Origin of the sequence: Lysinibacillus sp. FSL K6-1151, from assembly GCF_038630755.1 — a bacterium.
GTDB classification, from domain to species: domain Bacteria; phylum Bacillota; class Bacilli; order Bacillales_A; family Planococcaceae; genus Lysinibacillus; species Lysinibacillus fusiformis_D.
Map to the genome: position 1 here is coordinate 1,010,380 of NZ_CP152040.1, position 21,267 is coordinate 1,031,646.

A 21,267-nucleotide genomic window follows, 5' to 3' on the forward strand; every position below is an offset into this window, starting at 1 on the left:
AACTAATTCATGTACATAAACGCTCACTTAAATGTGCATAAAATCACTCACCTTCTGGAGGCTAAATGATTTTTCAAACGATATGAATTTCCAACGATTGTTACAACCGTTGCGTGATGTAAAATACGATCTAAAATTGCATTGGCCAACTTAGGTTCCTGGAACACTTCGTCCCAGAATTTAAAGTTAACGTTTGTAGTGAAAATGGTACTGCGTTTTTCATAACGCATGTCGATCAGCTGGAAGAATAATTTGGGAACCTCTGGATCAATCGGTAAATAACCAATTTCATCGATAATGAGTAACTTATATTTTGTATAATGCTTTAGACGGCTCTCTAGACGGTTTTCTAGGCGAGCCCTTTTTAAATTCTGACTTAAATCATGACACTTTATAAAATAAGTGCTTGTACGCTTTTTTGCAGCGGCTATACCAATTGCTGAGGCTAAGTGTGTTTTTCCAACGCCACTCGGTCCTAAAAATACAATATTTTCGCTCCGATCAATAAAACGCAAGGTAATAAAATCTTGGATTTGTTGCGGGTTAATCGATGGTTGAAACTCAAATTCAAAATCCTTTTAGTAAGCCATTCCCATTTTCATTACTGCCACGTTGCATGAAGAATAGGCATCTGCAAAGTATACTTGGATAGCTAAGTCTTTTTCTAGCATGTTATAGCAGCTAAATTCTTTTCCATGATCCGTAGTCGCTGTTTGAATCGCATCCTTTGGTAAAGAAGCGTGTAGAATTTTCACGGCTGCTTCCATTGATTTTGCTGAACGGTCTGGAATTAAAATTCCCGTATACCAGCGTGTTTTCCGTTCTATGAATGTTGCTACACACCCCTTTGCTTAGCCACGTCCAGAGACAATTGTATCAAGCTCCCAATGACCAAATGTTTCGCGCTTACGGACTTCTTTCGGTCGCTTAGCAATTGGGGTGCCCATGTTGAAACGACCTCTTGTTTCACGAGGTTTTTGGCGTTTTCCTTTTTGACGAAGTACCGTCAATGGCACCTCTAATATACCGTTGTAAATCCAACGATAGATACTTTTGAAACTTAGCTTTCCTTTGTATAAGCGGCCGACAATCTGTTCAGGCGACCAGGTTTCCCAGCTTTTCTTGAACAGCTTCTTTTAATACAGGCGTACATTTTATCTTTGCCCCACAGTTCGCTTTATTCGCTTGATAACGTGTATGAGCTTGTTCAGCTGTATAATTTTCGTGCCTTCTAAATTCTCGAGAAATCGTTGAAGGATCACGATTTAACTTTCGTGCAATCTCTCGAATTGAATGGCCTTCTTCACGTAAGATTTCTATTTTCGCTCGCTCATTTATGGTAACATGTGTATAGCTCATAACGATTTCCTCCGTTCAAATGTGTGTGTGGTAACTACATTTTACACGAGGTCGTTATGGGCTTCTTTTATTTCCACTTAGGTGTTGCACTTAATATTACAATTCGTCATTTAAATTAGGATGAGGGTATTTAAAATTGAATACTAAAACCATTAAAACGATGAATACCTGTCCCAAAACGTACTAGATTATTCTCACGAAGTGTCATAATTGCCCGTTTCACCTCCAATAAAATAGAAGGATCAAGACCTAATGTGTGATGTGAACCAAAAATTTTCGTAAGCGAAGGTAAGTTAGCTATTTTTTCTAAAGATTGAACTAAATCCTCGGGGGAAGTAGTTGGAAAAAATGCATAAATAGGTGCTTGATCATAGAGTAAGTCCCCTGTAAACAAATAACCATATTTATGATCCAAAATAGCAATATGGCCAGGCGAATGCCCGGGTGTGTGGAGAATTGATAATTTTCGGTTCCCCATATCTATAACATCCCCATCTTCTAAAAATCCAGAAGGCTGTCCCTGAAAAGGCTTGTAATTCGATGGATTAAACGTTTTAGGTGTAGGTAATGTAATATTACGTCCAATATCCTTTCTAATCTGTTCGATAGATAATTTAGGGATACCATTGATTAACCAATCAACTTCATCCTTATGAACATAAATATCATCAAATGCTCCATGGCTACCAATATGATCCCAGTGGACATGTGTTGTCATCACAGAAATGGGCAAAGAGGTTAATTGTTTACTAATCCTTTGAATATTATCAATGCCAAGACCTGTATCAATGAGAACAGCCCGTTTTTCTCCAAGCAATAAAAAGGAATGTACTTTTTCCCAATGACCATATTCACTTATAGCATATGTTTCATTATTGATTTCTTCTACTGTAAACCATTCATCATTAATTTTTGCCATCACAGACAACCCTTCCTTATGTTAATAATTTAATAAAACTTTGTCATTGGAAATTTTAACATAAAAACATGTAATTTCCTTTAAAAATATTCTAAATAGTATTTCTATATCGAAAATTGGAGAAAAAATCGGCAATCAGAAATAATTAAGAAGTATGGTAGATAGCTATAAACTAATAGCTATAAATTATTTTTTTAAAGTAATTTGAAATATTAGCACTTCAACGTCCAAAATTATTTATTGAAAACAAAAATGTGTGAAATATAACTTTTTCATAAAAAGTATTTTTTTTACTTTTTGCTTTAAAATACTGAATTAATTGAATTTTTAAGCATTTTATTTGCGCGAATAAATATAATGTGAAATATCATTAATTATATTTATATAATATTCATTTGTGAGAATTGTAACTTTGTAAAGAAAAAGTAAAATAATTCTTAACTTTAAATACTGAAATTACTATTTTTTTAAGGAAGAGGTATGGTGGAAATTTATATTTTGGTTTGTAATAATTTGAAAAAGGTACTTGCGTTTATACATGTTTTCTAGCTAAAATAATAGCACGGTTTAATTTTCAGATAATTCTATCAGCGGCTTACGCGTTTAAAGCGAAAAAATTATTAAAATTATACTAGCTATAATGAAAAAGAGAGGGGAAGAGAGAAAAATTAAATATGATTCTGATATAAAGTATCATTTGTATTTTCAGAATATTGAATAATAGAGGAGAGATTGTTTGAATACAGCAAAAGACTTATTAACAATTACAAATTTGTCTACAAGTTTTCGCATTAAAGATACATACCACGCTGCTGTAGATGATGTCTCACTTTCCCTTAAAAAAAATGAGGTATTAGCAATAGTTGGAGAATCTGGTTGTGGTAAAAGTACATTAGCGACTACTATTGTAGGCTTGCACAATGAAGTAAATACAAAGGTTTCTGGTGATATTTTTTATAATAATCAAAATTTAGCTCAATTGAATGACCAACAATTTAATAACTTACGTGGTAATGACATAGGATTTATCTTTCAGGACCCACTTTCAGCACTTAACCCTTTAATGAGAATTAACGAACAAATAGAAGAAGGGTTAATTTATCATACTAAGCTTTCAAAACAACAGCGAAGTGAAAGAGTATTAGAACTACTAAATCAAGTTGGGATTGCGAATCCAAAACGTGTCGCTAGACAATTTCCGCACCAGTTATCTGGTGGTATGCGTCAGCGTGTTATGATTGCAATTGCCTTATCATGTAAGCCTGCTATATTAATTGCTGATGAACCGACAACTGCTTTAGATGTGACAATTCAGGCCCAAATTTTGGACCTATTAAAAACATTACAGACTGAAACGGAGACAGGTATTATTCTCATTACGCATGATTTGGGTGTTGTAGCGGAGATGGCTGATCGAGTTGTAGTTATGTATGCAGGGGAAGTAGTGGAAGAGGCTCCCGTTCAGGAATTATTCAATAATCCAAGACATCCATACACTCGCTCGCTACTAAATTCAATTCCACAAACACATAGCGAAAATGAAAGACTCGAGGTCATTCAAGGGATGGTACCATCTCTAATAAATTTACCTCGAGAAGGTTGTCGTTTTTCAGGAAGAATTCCGTGGATTGATGCATCTTCACACGAAACAAAACCTCAATTACATGAAATTGCGCCAGGACATTTTGTGAGATGTACCTGCTGGAAACACTTTCATTTTGAAGGTGAAGAAGGGGGCGGGGCTATATGAGCTTTATGCAGATTAAGGATTTAAATGTTCACTATCCAATACGTGGTGGATTTTTTAATACTATTGTCGATCGAGTATATGCGGTGGACGGCGTGACGATGGAGTTTGAAAAAGGGAAAACCTATGGATTAGTAGGTGAATCAGGATCCGGTAAATCGACTACTGGAAAAGCGATCATTGGCTTAGAAAAAATCACCTCTGGTCAAATTTTTTATGAGGGCGAAAATGTCACAAATCAACGAAGACAGCGTGATTCAGCCTATAACAAAGATATTCAAATGATTTTCCAAGACTCTCATTCAAGTATGAATCCTAGGAAACGTGTTCTTGATATTCTTGCAGAACCCATTCGAAATTTCATGAAGCTTAGTGATCAAGAGGAACGCAAACGTATTAAAGAGCTACTAGCTATTGTTGGGATGTCAGAGGATGTCTTACTCAAATATCCACATGAATTTTCGGGAGGACAAAAGCAGCGTCTTGGCATTGCGCGAGCGGTTGCATGTAACCCTAAAATGATCATTGCGGATGAGCCTGTTTCTGCACTAGATCTATCTGTACAGGCACAGGTCTTAAATTTTATGAAAGATATCCAAAACGAATACGGTCTTACTTACTTATTCATTTCCCACGATTTAGGTGTTGTTAAACATATGTGTGATCATATTTCTATTATGTATAAAGGCCGCTTTGTGGAAACTGGTACAAGACATGATATTTATAAGAATCCACAGCATATTTACACGAATCGGCTTTTATCAGCCATTCCGAATATCGAACCAGAGACTAGGGATGAGCGCAAATTGATTCGACAAAAAGTAGAAGAGAATTATCAACAAGAGCAACATAAATATTATGATGAGCATGGAAAAGTCTATCCACTGAAATCCATTTCAAACACACATATGGTTGCAATGTCGGGAGGAATGTGAAATGTGGAAAACAATTGTTAGAAGAGTAATTTTAATGATTCCTCAAATGTTTGTATTAAGCTTAATCATTTTTATCCTAGCAAAACAAATGCCAGGTGATCCTTTTACGGGGTTAATTACTCCAGAGACGGATCCTGCAAGAATTGAGGAACTAAGAATTCAAGCGGGTTACTATGACCCTTGGTATGTACAATATTACCATTGGGTAATCAATGCCTTTCAGGGTGATTTTGGACAAAGCTATACATATAAACTTGCAGTGTCCACATTGATTGGCGAGCGTGCATTAAACACATTCTGGCTCGCTCTACTTAGTACCATTCTCGTTTATTTAATAGCTATTCCATTAGGAATGATAGCTGGACGTAAGCAGGATACTTTGTACGATAAGTCGATTACTCTGTATAGCTTTATAAGCTATGCAATACCGACCTTTGTATTGGGTTTAATCTTCTTATATATCTTTGGATACCGTTTAATGTGGTTCCCAACGAGCGGAACAGTCGATGTAGGTGTAGAGCCTGGAACACTCGAGTATTATTGGAATCGTTTGTATCATTTAATATTACCTGCAATGACTTATGCAATATTAGCTACTACGACGATTATTCAATACTTACGTTCAGAAATTATCGATGCTAAGACACAAGATTATGTTAAAACAGCACGTAGTAAAGGTGTACCGATGAAAAAAATCTATAGAAGACATATTTTCCGTAACTCCTTATTACCAATTGCAGCCTTCCTTGGCTTTACAATTACAGGTTTACTAGGCGGCTCGATATTCATAGAGACAATTTTTGGCTTCCCGGGCATGGGGCAATTATTCATCCATTCCGTAACAAGTCGTGATTATAGTGTTATTACAGCTCTTGTTATGCTTTATGGCTTCTTAGCGTTATTAGGTAGTCTATTGTCAGATATCATTATGAGCATTGTTGATCCACGTATCCGCATAGACTAACAGCTAAATTGAACGCATAAGGAGAGGTGAATAAAATGGAGCAAAAAAATGATGTAGTGAAAGTTGAAAGTACTCCACCAACAGGAATTCAAGTGGTTATACGTGAATTTAGAAAAGATAAGTTAGCATTATTTTCATTTATAGGAATAACATTACTTATAATTGCGATATTAATTATGTCCTTTTTTATGAACCAAGATGAAATATTACGAATTAAATTATTAGAGCGTTTTACAGAACCTGGTGTTAATGGATATATCCTTGGGGCTGATGAAGCTGGGCGTGATATGTATGGACAGCTTATTATCGGTGCGAAAAATTCTATTTTAATTGCAATTGCTATCACTCTTATTGCAAATGCTTTAGGGATCGCACTAGGTATAATAATGGGCTACTATGGTGGCTTTATTGATAATTTATTTATGCGTATCATTGATTTTCTTATGACATTACCGACATTAATGATTATCATTGTATTAGTTACAATTATTCCTAAATATGGTGTTTTAGAGTTAATTTTGATTTTAAGTGCCTTTCAATGGATAGGTACTGCACGTCTTGTTCGAAGTAAAGCTTTATCTGAAGGACGACGAGATTATGTAAGTGCCTCCAAAACAATGGGGACTAGTGATTTTGCCATTATGTTTAAAGGGATACTACCAAATTTAAGTTCGTTGCTAATAGTAGAGTTAACGTTGAACTTTGCAGGGAATGTGGGTATTGAAACAGGTCTATCATTTTTAGGCTTTGGTTTACCTCCTTCTACACCTAGCTTAGGGACATTAGTAAGCTATGCAACAAACCCGATAGTATTATCTACAAAATGGTGGATTTGGTTGCCCGCATCATTATTAATTTTAGTTTTGATGCTTGGTATAAATTATGTTGGTCAAGCGCTAAGACGTGCGGCTGACGCAAAACAACGATTAGGATAAAAGGGGAGGATTTACACATGAAGAAGAATTGGTTATTCCTATCCGTACTTTTTGCATTCATGCTAATTTTAGCAGCCTGCAATGGTGGTGGAGGCAGTGGGTCTGAAAAAGGCTCAGAAACAGATAATACAGAAAAGTCAGGTGAAACAGAAAAATCCGGTGAATCTGAGGCAACAAATGATTCGTTACTTCCAATGGAGGTAACAAATGAAGGAGAAGCAATTCAAGGTGGTACATTACGTGTAGGACTTGTAGCAAGCTCTCCATTCCAAGGGATTTTCAACTATGAACTTTATGAAGATGCCTATGACTCAGATATTTTAGCATTTATGACAAATTCAATATTTGACGTTGATGGTGACTTCCTTATTACTGATAAGGGCGCTGCAAAATTAGAAGTTGACACTGATGCTAAAACAGCAACAGTCACATTGCAAGGTGATTATAAATGGTCTGATGGTACACCAGTAACAGCAGAAGATTTAATATATCCTTACGAAATTATTGGACATCCTGATTATACAGGTGTACGTTACGATGATGACTTCAGAAATATTGTAGGGGCTGAAGAATATCATAATGGCAAGGCTGATACAATCTCAGGTATTACAAAAGTAGATGATAAATCAATTAAAATTCAATTTAAAAAAGTATCACCTGCAATTTATTATGGCGGGGATGGCTTATGGGGTTATGCAGAACCAAAGCATCAATTAGAGTCAATTCCAGTAAAAGATTTACTAGCTTCAGATGCAGTACGAAAAAATCCTGTGACTCTTGGCGCATTTAAACTTGATAAAGTTGTTAATGGTGAATCTGTACAACTTGTAGCTAACGAACATTACTTTAAAGGAAAGCCGAAAGTTGATAAAGTTGTAATCGAAGTTGTTCCACCAACTTCAATTGGTGAGGCGTTAAGAACAGGGAAATATGACCTAGCAACATCTTATCCAACTACTCAATTTGATAGTATTAAATCTTTAGAAAATATTTCTGTACTTGGTCGACCAGAATTGTCTTATTCTTATATCGGTTTTAAGTTAGGAAAATATGATACAACGGCAAAAGTAAACGTGTTTGATGAAAAATCAAAAATGAACAATGTAGAGTTACGCCAAGCAATTGCTTTCGCAACAGATGTTGAGGGAGTGGCTGAAAAATTCTATCAAGGCTTGCGTGTACGTGGGAACTCTTTAATTCCACCAGTATTCTCATTCTATGATGAAACATTAGAGGGTTACCATTACGATCCAGAAAAAGCGAAAGAGTTATTAGATAAAGCTGGTTTTAAAGATGTTGATGGTGATGGAATTCGTGAAGATAAAGATGGTAAAAAATTCTCTATTCGTTTAGCTTCTATGGCTGGGTCAGAAACGGATGAAGCAATTGTTGAATACTTCCGTCAAAATTGGAAAGAAGTTGGTTTAGATGTACAGTTAACAACTGGACGTCTTATCGAGTTCAATGCATTTTATGATAAAGTACAAGCAGATGATCCGGAGATCGATATGTTTATGGCAGCTTGGAATACAGGAACAAATCCATCTCCAGCGGGTTTATATAGTGTAGGTGCTGAATTCAACTTTAGCCGCTATGTATCACCTGAGTTAACAAAATTATTAGCAGCTATCGACTCAGAAGATGCTATGGATCAAGATAAACGCTCTAAAGCTTTCCGTGAATGGCAAGAATATATGAGTGATAAAGCAATGGTAGTTCCAACATTCTTCAGAACTGAAGTTATTCCAGTTAATAAACGCGTGAAAAATTACAATGTTGATTATGCAAATCTTACAGAGTTACAAGATATTGAATTAATAGCAGATGCTCCAATAAAATAATAGGTATCAAAGAAGCAGTCTTTCTTGATAGAAGAAAGACTGTTTTTTCAAAACCTATTTAAGGATGCTGTGAATGAAAGAAAATTAAAGAGGTTATAGAGTAGAAAAGTTAATAAAATTTATTGTAAACATTCAATAACAATTATGTAAGTCTGGTATAGATGCCTTTTATAGAGAATTACTTTATACGGGTTTAGACTACAGTTAAATGTGGGTATAAAATAAAAAAACTCCTATCATAGCTGTAAACTGCGATAGGAGTGTCAATTTTATCGATTAGCAACCCATGTTTTCACAAGATCGTTTGTACCATAAACATAATGTTGGTCGCCTACTTCATGATAGGCTGCACTTTGGTCAACCTCTGTATGCTTGTACTGAATACGTTGACGGCGCTTCTCTGACATTGGATCAGGAAGTGGGATAGCTGATAATAAAGACTTTGTATATGGATGAACAGGATGATTATAAATATCATCTGCTTTACCGATTTCCATGATTTTTCCACGGTACATTACAGCAATTCGATCACTGATGTATTTAACCATGGAAAGGTCATGGGCAATGAAAAGATATGTTAAGCCACGTTCTTTTTGTAACTCTTTTAATAAGTTAACAACTTGTGCTTGGATCGATACGTCAAGCGCAGAAATTGGCTCATCCGCAATGATGAATTTAGGGTCTAGGCTTAATGCACGAGCGATCCCAATACGTTGACGTTGACCACCAGAAAATTCATGTGCATAACGATTCGCGTGCTCTTTGTTTAAACCGACAGCTTCAAGTAACTCTTGGATTTTCGCACGACGTACCTTTTTATCCTTGTAAAGGCCATGGATATCAAAGGCTTCACCAATGATTTCACCAGCTGTCATACGAGGATTTAAAGAAGCATAAGGATCCTGGAAAATCATTTGCATTTGACGGTTAAATTTCTTTAACTCAGTTTTAGATTTTTTTCCTTGGACATTCTCACCATCGAAAACAATCTCGCCACCTGTAATATCATATAATCGAATGATTGAACGACCAGTTGTTGATTTACCACAACCTGATTCACCCACAAGACCAAGTGTTTCGCCTTCATAAACATCGAAGCTAATACCATCTACAGCTTTGATCGGATTACTTGGTGAACCAAAATACTGCTTTAAATTTTTGATTTCAAGAATTTTTTTCGCACCAGCTTTAGTCATTTTCTTGTGCCTCCTTTGCTAAATACCCTTCAATACGTTTAGCAACTGCTTCAGGAAGAGGAATCTTTGGTGCATCAGGATGCAATAACCACGTTTTTGCAAAATGCGTTTCACTCACTTGGAACATTGGTGGTTCTTGTTCATAATCAATGGCCATTGCGAACTCGTTACGTGCTGCAAATGCATCCCCTTTAGGTGGGTTCGTAAGATCTGGTGGTGAACCAGGAATCGTGCGCAATAACTCATCCGTATCATTATCTAGATCAGGCATAGAACCTAGTAGACCCCATGTGTATGGGTGTTTCGGATTATAGAAAATATCATTAACAGTACCATACTCCACGATTTGTCCAGCGTACATTACGGCTACACGATCTGCAATGTTTGCCACAACACCTAAATCGTGTGTAATGAAAATGATAGATGTTTTTGAGTTTTTCTGGATTTCTTTCATTAGCTCTAAAATCTGTGCTTGAATTGTTACGTCTAGGGCTGTTGTTGGCTCATCGGCAATCAATAGCTTCGGATCAGCCGCAAGGGCGATGGCAATAACAACACGTTGACGCATACCACCTGAAAATTCATGTGGATATTGGTTATAGCGTTTTTCAGGGAAGGGGATACCTACCTGTGTTAAAAGTTCAATTGCACGTTTTTTGGCATCAGCTTTAGAAACTTTTTTATGTTGCAAAATTACTTCAGTTATTTGACGTCCGACCTTCATAGTTGGATTCAAACTTGTCATTGGATCTTGGAAAATCATAGCAATTTCATTTCCGCGTATTTTTGACATTTCTTTATCTGTTAACGGAACTAAATCACGACCATTAAATAAAATTTGTCCTGACTCATAAATACCGGGTGGCTGTGGAATTAGTTTCATTAACGCATTACTCGTAACACTTTTACCAGAACCAGATTCTCCTACTATAGCGAGTGTTTCACCCTCTTTTAAATCAAAGTTAACACCGCGTACAGCACGGACAAGCCCTGCATAAGTTTTAAAGTTAATTTTTAAATCTTTTACTTCTAGAATTGTTTTACTCATTTCGGCCACCTCCTTATTTACGTAGTTTTGGATCTAGTGCATCACGTAAGCCGTCACCAACTGCGTTAAACGCAAAGATTGTTAGTGAGATAAATACCGCTGGGAAAATCAAGCGCCATGGAGCATTGGCAATGGCTTTATTTCCGTCAGAAGCCATCGTACCCCAAGAAGCTGTTGGAGCAGGAACTCCCAGACCAAGGTAACTTAGGAATGATTCAGTGAAAATAGCAGATGGAATTGTTAAAGTCATCGTAACTAAAATGGCACCAAGAGCATTCGGAACTAAGTGTTTAATGATTAAATGGCTTGTACTAGCACCTAATGTACGAGCTGCAAGAACATATTCTTGGTTTTTAATAGATAATACTTCACCACGTACAATACGTGCCATGTTAATCCAGCCTGTGATGGATAGGGCGATAATCATTGGGATTAAACCAGGTTGCATAACAACTAGCAGTACGATTACTACTAATAGGTAAGGAACTGCTGTTAAAACATCGGCAATACGCATCATAATATTATCAACGCGACCACCTGCTAAGCCTGAAATACTTCCCCAAATAACACCGATAATTAAGTCAATAACCGCTGCAGCAATTCCGATAAATAGGGAGATACGAGCTCCTTCCCAAATACGAACGAAAATATCACGACCAAGATCATCCGTTCCAAACCAAAATTGTGCAGATGGTGGTGCATTATAAACACCTAGTTGATCACTTGATTTATATTGTGAAAACATTGGTACGAAAGTAGCCATTAAGATAACAATGATTAAAATAATTATCCCAATAATGGCCAATTTATTATGAGAGAAACGGAGAAATACTTCTTTCCAAAAGGAGACTGATTTATCAGCTAATTTTTCCGTTGCTTCATGATTTCCACCAACAATTTTAAACTTATCTTTTTCAATTTGTTGCTGTGTCATTATTTTTTCGCTCCTTTCAGTTTAATACGCGGATCAATCACGCTATATAGAATATCAACGATTAATACCGCAAATAAAAGGATGATGGAATAGAAAACAGTCGTACCCATAATAACTGTATAGTCACGGTTTGTAATACTTTGAACAAAGTGTTTCCCAAGTCCAGGAATAGCAAAAATTTGCTCAACAATGAAACTACCTGTTACCACACCAGCTGTTAATGGACCAAGGTAAGTTACGACTGGTAGAAGGGCGTTTCGTAATGTATGACGGAATACGATTGTCCATTTACCAATCCCTTTTGCACGAGCCATTTTTACATAATCACTATTGTTTTGTTCAAGCATACTTGAACGTGTTAATTTTGCGATAAAGCCCATATGTGTGAAAGCGATTGCAAGGGCTGGTAATATACTATAGACAAAGCCCTTCCATCCACTGATGGGGAACCAGCCTAGCTTAAAGGCTAAGAAATACTGCATTAAACCCGCTAAGATAAATGAAGGTACTGAAATGCCTAGCACCGCAAAAGACGTTGCCAAATAATCCGGCCATTTATTATGATAAAGCGCGGAAACTACGCCAATTAAAACACCGAAACCAACTGCTAATAGCATAGCTTCAATCCCTAATGTCAAGGAAACAGGGAAACTTTCAGAAATCATATCATTTGTAGAACGCGCTTTATATTTCATTGACTCACCGAAATTGAAAGTGGCCGTATCGATTAAATAATCTTTATATTGTACATACCAAGGGTTATTTAATCCATACGTTTCGTTTAACTTCTCCTCGATCTGAGGTGGGAAATTACGTTCACTCGCGAAAGGACTACCAGGAGCGAGACGCATTAAGAAAAACGTAACCGTTACGATGACGAAAAGCGCGAGAAGTATATACATCAGCCTTTTCAAAATATATTTAATCACATAAAACTCCTCCTTCTATTTGTCAATTATCAGACAAATATATGCCTTCGTATTTTAAAAAGAGCTGACTCGCGCCGTAGTGGCTACGAGGCAGCTCTTCGCTGTAGAGCTAAATAAGCGAAATGTTGTTGATTATTTCTCTACTTTAACCTCTTTTAGAGAGATGTTACCAAGGATGTCTGCCTTCATGTTTTTCACATAATCTTGTACTACAGAAAGGTTCGTGTAGTAGTAGATTGGAATAACTGGGAAATCAGAAACAGCAATTTTTTCAGCTTGTTTTAAAAGCTCTAGACGTTTAGCTGGATCTGCTTCTGTATTAGACTGATCTAATAATTTTTTGTATTCTGCATTTTCCCAACCAGTATCGTTGTTACCGTTTGCAGCAGTGTCATACATTTCTAAGAATGTATAAGCATCATTATAGTCACCAACCCAGCCCATACGGCCAACTTGGTAATCTAGTTGATTAAGTTTTTCTAAGTAAACTTGCCATTCAGAGTTATCTAGACCTACAGTGATTCCAAGGTTTTTAGTCCAGCCCTCTTGAATGAATTGAGCGATAGAAGCGTGTGCTTCACTAGTGTTGTAAGAAACGTTAATTTTGATATCTGCTGGGTTTGTAATACCAAGTTCTTTCATACCAGCTTCAAGTGCAGCTTTAGCACCTTCGATATCGTTATCTTTGTAATAACCACGGTCTTCTTCAAAGCCATGAACTGCGATAGGAACCATACCTAATGCAGGTTTTTGCTCACCTTTAGTAACATTATCAATTAAAGATTGACGGTCAATTGCTAATGCTAACGCTTTACGGATGTTAGCGTTTCCAGTGATTTTATCTTTTGTATTCAGCTTGTACCAGTAAACAGAAGCTTGGTCTGCAATACGTAATGACCCATCTGCTTTGAATCCATCAATTGCATCAAGTGCAACACTTTGGAATGGTGCACCTACGTAGTCAAGTTCTCCAGCTTTGAAGCTTGTAGCTACAGTTGTTTCAGATTCAACCATACCGATATTTACAGTTTCTAAAGAAACTTTATCAGCATCCCAGTACTCTGGGTTTTTCTTTAATACGATTGTATCGTTGTGTCTCCATTCAGCTAGTGTGAATGGACCGTTTGTAACAAAGTTTTCACCAGCATCTACATACCATTCATCATTACCTTCAACTACTTTTTGGTTTAATGGTGCATATGTTTTAAATGCTGTTAATTCTAAGAAGTAAGGTGTTGGGTTTTCTAAAGTTACTACTAATGTTTTGTCATCTTCAGCTTTAACGCCTACGTCATCAGCAGAACCTTCGCCATTGTTGTATGCTGCAGCGCCTTTAATTGAGTAAAGGATTGAAGCATATTCAGAAAGATTGTCAGGGTTTAATGCCCATTTCCAAGCATATTCGAAGTCACCAGCAACTACTGGATCTCCGTTTGACCATTTAGCATCACGTAATTTAAATGTGTATGTTTTTAGGTCGTCGCTAACTTCCCAGCTTTCAGCCGCAGCTGCAACTGGTCGAGCGTCTGCATCAAGTGTTGTTAATCCTTCAAAAGTATTTGTAAGAATAACTCCAGAAGTTGTATCTGTTGCTAATGCAGGATGAAGTGATGGTGGCTCAGAAGCTACCGCTAGATTTAATTCGCCACCTGATGAAGTTGTTTCTGATGAACCAGAATCTTTTCCATCGTCTTTAGATTTTTCAGACGAATCTCCACCGAAGCCACATGCAGCAAGTACTAAAGAAAATACTGCAAGAACTGTTAATAATAAAAACTTTTTGTTTTTATTCATGTGAATCCCCCTTATACAATTTTTAAGCCTTTTGTGAAGCTCCTATTTAATATACCAAAAAAATCATTGTGCACAAAATAAAAAAGATTCAAATTTATATAGTATTATCTGACATTTAATAGAGTGATAAATTTTTCTGATTTATCACTCTAATGGAATAGAGTGTTTATATGATAATATTTTGATAATTATCTATTTTGAATATCAAAAATAAATCAAAAATAAAAAAATGATTTACTATACCGAAAATTCCTATTTTTTTGATAATATTATCGATATTTGAAAAATGAATCAAAAGTCATGGATGTAATACCTTGAGGGATTTGTATAGATTTGTAGAAAATCTGTGTAAAACTAAGTGAATTAGTTTCTTTTGGAGGTAATTTCTTGTAATTTATGATCGCGAAACATGATTATTTTTATCTATTAATGATATATAAGAAACTTGTTTTGTAATTTTCTAGGATTAACCAATTGTGGATAGGAACAAGAAAAAATAGAGCAAATCTATGAAAAAAGGTACCCATTCTAAGGGAATTTTGGGTTTAACGAGAAGTGAATGATGATAATTATATTTTTTTGAAATAATTTACTAGCTAACTGACTATACATGCATATATGCAATGCTAACCTATTTTATTCATCCATTAATTAATGCAAGTATTGCTTGATTTTTGACCATATTCTCCCAAAACAGCCAACTATGTCAATGATGTTTTTTTAAGGATGTCATTTGTCTTGCTGACAAGGATTGATTATGCAAATAATTACTAAAAATCTGATTTTTAATTGATTGAAACCGCCTTCATTAGCTTTTCAGAAAGATATGCTTCTGGATTCATGAGGATAATATGTATGGAAATTACAAAAACAGTGCTCTCATATATATGAAATGCACTGTTTTTTAAGTTAAAGTTTGAAATGATTGATTTGATTCTGTAAATCTAAGGACTTTTCACTTAGATCAGAGGCAACTTGATTTATTTGTTGCATCGTAATAGATTGCTCCTTACTTGCTGTAGCTACGATTTGAGTATTGTCTGAGCTAGTTGAAGCACCATGAGCAATTTCTGCAACAGAGGCGGCTACTTGTTCGGCACTGGCTGAAATTTCTTCAGAAGTAGCTGATATATCTTCTATTTGATCTGTCATCGTATTAATCGCTTTTACGATTGATTCAAATGCTTGCCCTGCATGTCCAATGGTTTTTACACCCTCTGTGACAGAGTGAAGCCCATCGAAAACTGCTTTTTCTACATTATGTGTATCTTCCTGAATTTCCTGTGTTAATGTAACAATTTGATTGGCTGATTGCTTGGACTCTTCAGCTAGCTTGCGAACCTCATCTGCAACAACGGCAAATCCTTTCCCATGCTCTCCAGCACGTGCCGCTTCAATCGCTGCATTAAGTGCCAATAAATTCGTTTGATCGGTAATGGCTGTAATGACAGCTGTGATTTGACTAATCTCTTCGGATTGTTTGCTCAACTTTTGAACAAGGGTATTGATTACTTGTGTTGATTCATGAATTACATTCATTTGTTGTTGAGCTTCTTCTACTGTGTTATTGCCATTTGTCGCTAATTCAGATGTTGTAACAGCATTATGATGTAGTTGTTGAGTTGCTTCCGCTATACGTTGAACACCTACTGCCGTTTCATCCATAGCATGTGCGCTTTCGTTGGCTGCAACTGTAGCGGCTACAGCTGCATTAGCTGTTTCATTTATACGCATTGTAATCTCGTCTGCAGAGGTAGTGATTTCTTCAGTAGAGGCAGAAAGTTCTTCTACGGAAGCTGTTAAATGCTCTGCATTATCTTGAATATGGGTTAATAAATTTTTTATATTTCCCTTCATTTCATTAAAAGCTGTCGATAGCTGACCAATTTCATCCTTTGAATAGTGAGTAAGATTTTCATGAAACAATTCACCGCTGGCAATATGGTTAGCTGCTTGAACTACCGATTTTAAAGGACGAGAAATAGTGCGTTGTATGTAGAATATTAGGAAAACACCTAGGGCAATACCAATAATAATAGCAATGACAGAAATAATTTGAGAGTTGGATACTGCCTGTTTCGATTCTTTTGTCACCGTGTCAAGCTGTTGTTTTTGATAGTTCCCAATTTTATCTGATATGTCCTGTATATTTCTATTGGCTTGCTGTACGTCACCATTGACCTTTTGCAAAGCTCCTTCAAGATTACCAGCTTCAAATAGTGCCAGTGCTTCGGTTGCCGACTTGTTAAAAGCATCATTATATGTAGCTAACTCGTTTGCATATGTTTCCATTTCAGCTGAATCCGCTTTTTCCGTTATTGCTTCTACATGCTTATCTAGCATACTTGCATATTTTGTAAAACTCTCTTTATTTGCTGGATTGTCTTCAATGATAATGGCACGAATGAAAAGTCCTTGCATGGCCATTTCAAATTGAATATCATCTGCTAACTCTACAAGAGCGACATGTCCTTCTAATGCATTTTCAATCTTTTTTTCAATGTTTGAAAATAGCAGGAACATAATCATTAATGAAATGATTAGCGTGAGAATAATTGTAAAGAAACCAAAGCTTAATTTTTTACCTACAGACATGTGGATACGCCCTTTCTGATGCTATTCAAGTTTTATATTTAAATATTGCTTTTCTGAAAGGGAGAAGTCAATAACTGATGGGAGAAACAGTTCAGATTATTCATATGTTTTTTTAATGTTATTATAATAAGGAAGATTGTCTGTAAAAAACAATGAAGATATGGCTGTTTTCATCGTTTTATAGTACGGATTACGTGTTTGTACTATAAAAAAGAAGAAACCGAGATGTTTTGTCTCGGTTTCTATCTTATGACTGTTTTTTTAACTGTAAAATGACAGCCTCATCAGGGTCAATATACAGTGTTTTCTGTTCAAAGTAAATGACAAAACCCGGTTTAGCCCCATTTGGTTTCTTGACCTGTCGAATTTCTGTGTAATCCACTGGCACAGAAGAAGATTCTCTAGCTTTAGAAAAATAAGCGGCTAATGTGGCAGCTTCTCGTAATGTTGTGTCGTCTGGTTCACTTGAATGGATGACAACGTGAGATCCTGGAATATCCTTTGTGTGCAACCAAATATCTGTGCGTTTTGCTATTTTAAACGTCAACATATCATTTTGCTTATTGTTTTTTCCAACAGAGATCGATACTCCTGTAGATGAAACATAGCGCTCTGGTTCTGGCTTTACTTGTTTTTTCTTTTTCTTGGCATGACGTAGTTTTAAGTAGCCTTGCTCTGCCAGTTCTTCGCGAATTTCCTCAATATCCCCTGGAGAAGCTTGCTGTACTTGTTGTGCCAGCATTTCAAAGTAGGCAATTTCTTCTGTCGTTTTTTCAAGCTGCTCTTGAACCATAACCAAGGCGTTTTTTGCCTTTGTATATTTTGTGTAATAGCTTTGCGCATTTTCAATCGGTGTTTTACGTTCACTTACTGGAATCGTAATCACTTCGCCTGTTTCACTATAGTAGTTTGTTACCGTTACCTCTTTGACACCTTTTTCAAAGGCATAAATATTTGCCATTAATAGCTCACCATAAAGCTGAAATTGATCAAGCTTGGAGGCACGCTCGTAGTCCTTCGTCAGCTTTTTCGTTTTTAAGGATAGTTTATCAATTTCATTTTGTAGCCAGCGCTCTAAATCACCTGCTTGTTGTTTCACACGGTCTCGTTCTGCACGTGCAAAAAATACGCGGTCGAGAAGCTCGTGAACATTAGGGTAGACAGTTACTTCTCCCTGCAAATGACTCAACTCAATAGGTGAGAAATACGTTTTGTTATTAGAAAGTACATACATTGGCTTCATACCACCGTTTGCAAAGGATGTCATAAATTCCTTGAAACAGGCTGGTGCATTAGATGCTGTTGTCATGCGGTACAATAATTCTTCAGCGTGAAGAGGCGAAAAACCGGCTAACTGTGTTACGATCTCTTTGGTCGTTTTTGCTTCAGCGAAAAACATTGTTAGCTCTTCATCTGTAACCGTTAATGGGTTCCATTTATTTTGTGTGGGTGGTGCAATATACGGTTGACCTGGTAACACAGTTCGGAAGCTATTTACGGATGGAGGTAAATGCTTTAAGCTATCAATAATTTTCCCCTGTTCTTGATCAATCAACAGTAGATTGCTATGTCTACCCATGATTTCAGCGTGTATTTCCCTTACAATAGGATCGCCAATTTCATTTTTACTGTGAATTTCTACTATTATAATACGATCAAAATCATGTTGTTTTATGGATGAAATAAAACCACCCTCTAAATGTTTACGCAAAAGCATACAAAACATGGGAGGCTCTGCTGGATTTTCAATCGTATGCTCCGTAAGATGGACACGTGCATAAGAAGAGTGGATGGAGAACAGTAGTTTTTGATTTTTTCCGTTTGCCCGCACATGTAACACAACTTCTTGTGCATTAGGTTGATGTATTTTTGTAATCCGACCAGTGACAAGCTGTTGTAGGTCGGCCGTTACTGAATAAGTAAATAAGCCATCAAATGCCATATGAATTCCTCTTTCCAACGATATCAAGCATCTTGGTACTTTCGTATTTTTTTCATGGTGTAGTTGCTTTCGCTATCTGTCAGCTCCGACAAATACACAATTTGTATGTTTATCATAGCATTTTTTAGGTGAATATTAAAATATAGCTTCAATTGTGGTAGAATTAGCTTTTATTCTAACCAATTTTTTTGGGAGAGTCGTCATAATCGACAGAGCTTATGTTATAATAATCCCAGTATGCAAAGAAAGGTGTGACGAACCTTGGTGCGTAGTATGACTGGTTTTGGCAGAGGTGTCACAACAACTAGAGACTTTCAATTAACCGTGGAAATGCGCTCGGTCAACCATCGTTTTTTAGAAATTAACGCAAAATTTCCGAAAGAATGGCTTGAAGCAGAAATTTTTGCAAAGAAACTAATTTCACAAGCTTTGTCACGCGGCAAAATTGATGTGATGGTATATGTGAAAGACTTAGAGAACGTAGAGCAATCTATTGAAATTAATTGGTCATTAATTGAAGCGTATCGTAAGGCAAAAGAGCAATTAGCAAGTAAAGTACCACTTGAAGAAAAATGGACGATGCAAGAGCTTTTATCGCTAGAACAGGCACTTGTACAGCAAAAGCCACAGCTTACACCAGAGGATTTGCTAAGTGCTGTTGAACAAGCGATTTCACAAGCAATTAAACAGCTCGTACAAATGCGGGAACGTGAAGGGCAAGAATTACAAGAAGTTGTTGTACAATATAAAGAACAGTTGATGGAACAAGTGAATCAGATTCGTTTGTGCTCTTCTCTTGCTGTTGAAAAATATCGTACACGATTAATAGAACGAATTGCTGAAGTCGCAGATGGCACATTGCTAGATGATCGTTTACTAGCAGAAGTAGCGATTTTTGCAGAACGCGTAGACATCTCCGAAGAATTAGACAGACTAGATAGTCACTTTAATCAGCTGGAGGAAACATTACTTGAAACCATTTCAGTTGGACGTAAATTAGATTTTTTAATGCAGGAAATACATCGCGAAATTAATACGATTGGTTCAAAAAATCAATCTACAGAAGCAGCGGTTGCTGTTGTTCAGGCGAAAACAATTTTAGAAAAGATGCGTGAACAAGTGCAAAACATCGAATAACTTGCACGTGTCTGTTATAAATTAAGGGAGATATAGAGAATAAATGATAAAAGAACGTGGATTATTAATTGTTCTGTCTGGCCCATCTGGTGTAGGTAAAGGGACAGTGCGAAAAGAATTATTTTCTCAGCCGAATACGAATTATGAGTATTCCATCTCGATGACAACACGAAATCCTCGCGAAGGGGAAGTAGATGGTGTAGACTATTTTTTCAAGACACGTGAAGCATTTGAAACGTTAATTGAACAAGGTGGCTTATTAGAGCACGCTGAATTTGTTGGTAACTATTATGGAACACCACTAGCCTATGTGAATGAAACACTGGATGCAGGTCGTGATGTATTTTTAGAAATCGAAGTGCAGGGTGCAGCACAAATTCGTAAAAAAGCACCAGATGCCTTATTTATTTTTTTGGCCCCTCCAAGTTTAACGGAATTAAAAGACCGTTTAGTTGGGCGTGGGACGGAAACAGAGGATATCATTGCGAAACGCATAGCTACTGCAAGTGAAGAGCTTGAAATGATGAGCTTGTATGATTATGTTGTGGAGAATGATGAAGTGACGAATGCCTGTGATCGTATAAATGCGATTATTAAAGCCGAGCATTGTCGTAGAGAACGTGTTGAAAAAAGATATTTGTCAATGTTGAGAGGAGAATAAAACAATGTTATACCCATCAGTGGACGCTTTAAAAAAAGAAATCGATTCAAAATATTCATTAGTGAGCCTTGCTTCTAAACGTGCTCGCCAAATGCAAGAAGAGCAAGATACAGAACGTTTACACAAGTATGTTTCTCATAAATACGTAGGAAGAGCACTTGAAGAAGTAGCGGCAGGTGTACTTACGAAGGTATCACAGGATGAGTCCGCTGTGTACGAAGACGAAATTTAACATACATGTAACGTAGTTGGGTTACATGCATGCTAGTTCGCAGTAGATTTTGATTATACAGAATGCCGAGAGCTCCCAGGGAATCCTTCTTTGGGAGCT

Annotated in this window: 19 protein-coding genes and 1 pseudogene; 8 read left to right on the top strand and 12 right to left on the bottom strand. The window is 36.6% G+C overall.

Features of this window, described 5'->3' with window-relative positions:
- Positions 1–47: 47 nt before the first annotated feature.
- The 5 genes and pseudogenes from istB to MHI04_RS04720 all read right to left on the bottom strand — a co-directional run.
- Positions 48–578, bottom strand: a pseudogene (gene istB, locus MHI04_RS04700) (IS21-like element helper ATPase IstB); the annotation flags it as partial.
- Positions 579–755, bottom strand: a complete 177-nt coding sequence (locus tag MHI04_RS04705; RefSeq protein WP_342535375.1) for a hypothetical protein — start codon at positions 753–755, stop codon at positions 579–581. It lies immediately after the preceding pseudogene.
- Between the two features lie 96 nt (positions 756–851).
- Positions 852–1,130, bottom strand: coding sequence for an IS30 family transposase (locus MHI04_RS04710; protein ID WP_342535758.1), 279 nt, complete (start codon positions 1,128–1,130; stop codon positions 852–854).
- Positions 1,096–1,359: a helix-turn-helix domain-containing protein gene (locus MHI04_RS04715; protein ID WP_342535376.1), complete on the bottom strand. Its 264-nt coding sequence runs from the start codon at positions 1,357–1,359 to the stop codon at positions 1,096–1,098. Before MHI04_RS04715 ends, MHI04_RS04710 begins: the two co-directional genes overlap by 35 nt.
- A gap of 130 nt (positions 1,360–1,489) precedes the next feature.
- Positions 1,490–2,278: an MBL fold metallo-hydrolase gene (locus MHI04_RS04720; protein WP_036125068.1), complete on the bottom strand. Its 789-nt coding sequence runs from the start codon at positions 2,276–2,278 to the stop codon at positions 1,490–1,492.
- Between the two features lie 736 nt (positions 2,279–3,014).
- Between MHI04_RS04720 and MHI04_RS04725 the strand changes: the two genes are divergently transcribed.
- From MHI04_RS04725 to MHI04_RS04745, 5 genes are read left to right on the top strand one after another with little or no spacing between them, the layout of a single operon-like run.
- On the top strand, positions 3,015–4,028 hold the full coding sequence (locus MHI04_RS04725; protein ID WP_036125038.1) for an ABC transporter ATP-binding protein: 1,014 nt from the start codon (positions 3,015–3,017) through the stop codon (positions 4,026–4,028).
- Positions 4,025–4,960 (top strand): ATP-binding cassette domain-containing protein, encoded by a 936-nt coding sequence (locus MHI04_RS04730; RefSeq protein WP_089931969.1) that lies wholly within the window; start codon positions 4,025–4,027, stop codon positions 4,958–4,960. Before MHI04_RS04725 ends, MHI04_RS04730 begins: the two co-directional genes overlap by 4 nt.
- 1 nt (position 4,961) lies before the next feature.
- The gene (gene opp4B / locus MHI04_RS04735; protein WP_089931972.1) at positions 4,962–5,924 is read left to right on the top strand and encodes an oligopeptide ABC transporter permease; all 963 of its coding nucleotides are present in this window, start codon (positions 4,962–4,964) and stop codon (positions 5,922–5,924) included.
- Positions 5,925–5,959: 35 nt separating this feature from the next.
- Positions 5,960–6,859, top strand: coding sequence for an ABC transporter permease (locus MHI04_RS04740; protein WP_342535377.1), 900 nt, complete (start codon positions 5,960–5,962; stop codon positions 6,857–6,859).
- A 17-nt stretch (positions 6,860–6,876) separates the two neighbouring features.
- Positions 6,877–8,700 (top strand): oligopeptide ABC transporter substrate-binding protein, encoded by a 1,824-nt coding sequence (locus MHI04_RS04745; RefSeq protein ID WP_036125028.1) that lies wholly within the window; start codon positions 6,877–6,879, stop codon positions 8,698–8,700.
- A 269-nt stretch (positions 8,701–8,969) separates the two neighbouring features.
- Here the strand turns inward: MHI04_RS04745 and MHI04_RS04750 are convergent, their stop codons facing one another.
- The 7 genes from MHI04_RS04750 to MHI04_RS04780 form a co-directional block, all read right to left on the bottom strand.
- Positions 8,970–9,896, bottom strand: a complete 927-nt coding sequence (locus MHI04_RS04750) for an ATP-binding cassette domain-containing protein (protein WP_342535378.1) — start codon at positions 9,894–9,896, stop codon at positions 8,970–8,972.
- Positions 9,889–10,944: an ABC transporter ATP-binding protein gene (locus MHI04_RS04755; RefSeq protein WP_342535379.1), complete on the bottom strand. Its 1,056-nt coding sequence runs from the start codon at positions 10,942–10,944 to the stop codon at positions 9,889–9,891. Before MHI04_RS04755 ends, MHI04_RS04750 begins: the two co-directional genes overlap by 8 nt.
- A gap of 13 nt (positions 10,945–10,957) precedes the next feature.
- Entirely contained in the window at positions 10,958–11,878 is a 921-nt protein-coding gene (locus MHI04_RS04760; RefSeq protein ID WP_141903428.1) for an ABC transporter permease, read from the bottom strand.
- On the bottom strand, positions 11,878–12,807 hold the full coding sequence (locus MHI04_RS04765; RefSeq protein ID WP_141903429.1) for an ABC transporter permease: 930 nt from the start codon (positions 12,805–12,807) through the stop codon (positions 11,878–11,880). Before MHI04_RS04765 ends, MHI04_RS04760 begins: the two co-directional genes overlap by 1 nt.
- Before the next feature lie 132 nt (positions 12,808–12,939).
- Positions 12,940–14,601 (bottom strand): peptide ABC transporter substrate-binding protein, encoded by a 1,662-nt coding sequence (locus MHI04_RS04770; RefSeq protein WP_342535380.1) that lies wholly within the window; start codon positions 14,599–14,601, stop codon positions 12,940–12,942.
- Between the two features lie 909 nt (positions 14,602–15,510).
- Positions 15,511–17,196, bottom strand: a complete 1,686-nt coding sequence (locus tag MHI04_RS04775) for a methyl-accepting chemotaxis protein (RefSeq protein WP_036125015.1) — start codon at positions 17,194–17,196, stop codon at positions 15,511–15,513.
- A 247-nt stretch (positions 17,197–17,443) separates the two neighbouring features.
- On the bottom strand, positions 17,444–19,138 hold the full coding sequence (locus MHI04_RS04780) for an NFACT RNA binding domain-containing protein (RefSeq protein ID WP_036125010.1): 1,695 nt from the start codon (positions 19,136–19,138) through the stop codon (positions 17,444–17,446).
- A gap of 261 nt (positions 19,139–19,399) precedes the next feature.
- Between MHI04_RS04780 and MHI04_RS04785 the strand changes: the two genes are divergently transcribed.
- Genes MHI04_RS04785 through rpoZ form a run of 3 tightly spaced genes read left to right on the top strand, consistent with a single transcriptional unit; the run spans position 19,400 to position 21,168 of the window.
- Complete coding sequence (locus MHI04_RS04785; protein WP_036125007.1) at positions 19,400–20,275, top strand: YicC/YloC family endoribonuclease; 876 nt, start codon at positions 19,400–19,402, stop codon at positions 20,273–20,275.
- 43 nt (positions 20,276–20,318) lie between these two features.
- The gene (gmk, locus tag MHI04_RS04790) at positions 20,319–20,936 is read left to right on the top strand and encodes a guanylate kinase (RefSeq protein ID WP_036125005.1); all 618 of its coding nucleotides are present in this window, start codon (positions 20,319–20,321) and stop codon (positions 20,934–20,936) included.
- 4 nt (positions 20,937–20,940) lie between these two features.
- Positions 20,941–21,168, top strand: a complete 228-nt coding sequence (gene rpoZ, locus MHI04_RS04795; protein WP_036125003.1) for a DNA-directed RNA polymerase subunit omega — start codon at positions 20,941–20,943, stop codon at positions 21,166–21,168.
- Positions 21,169–21,267 lie beyond the last annotated feature (99 nt).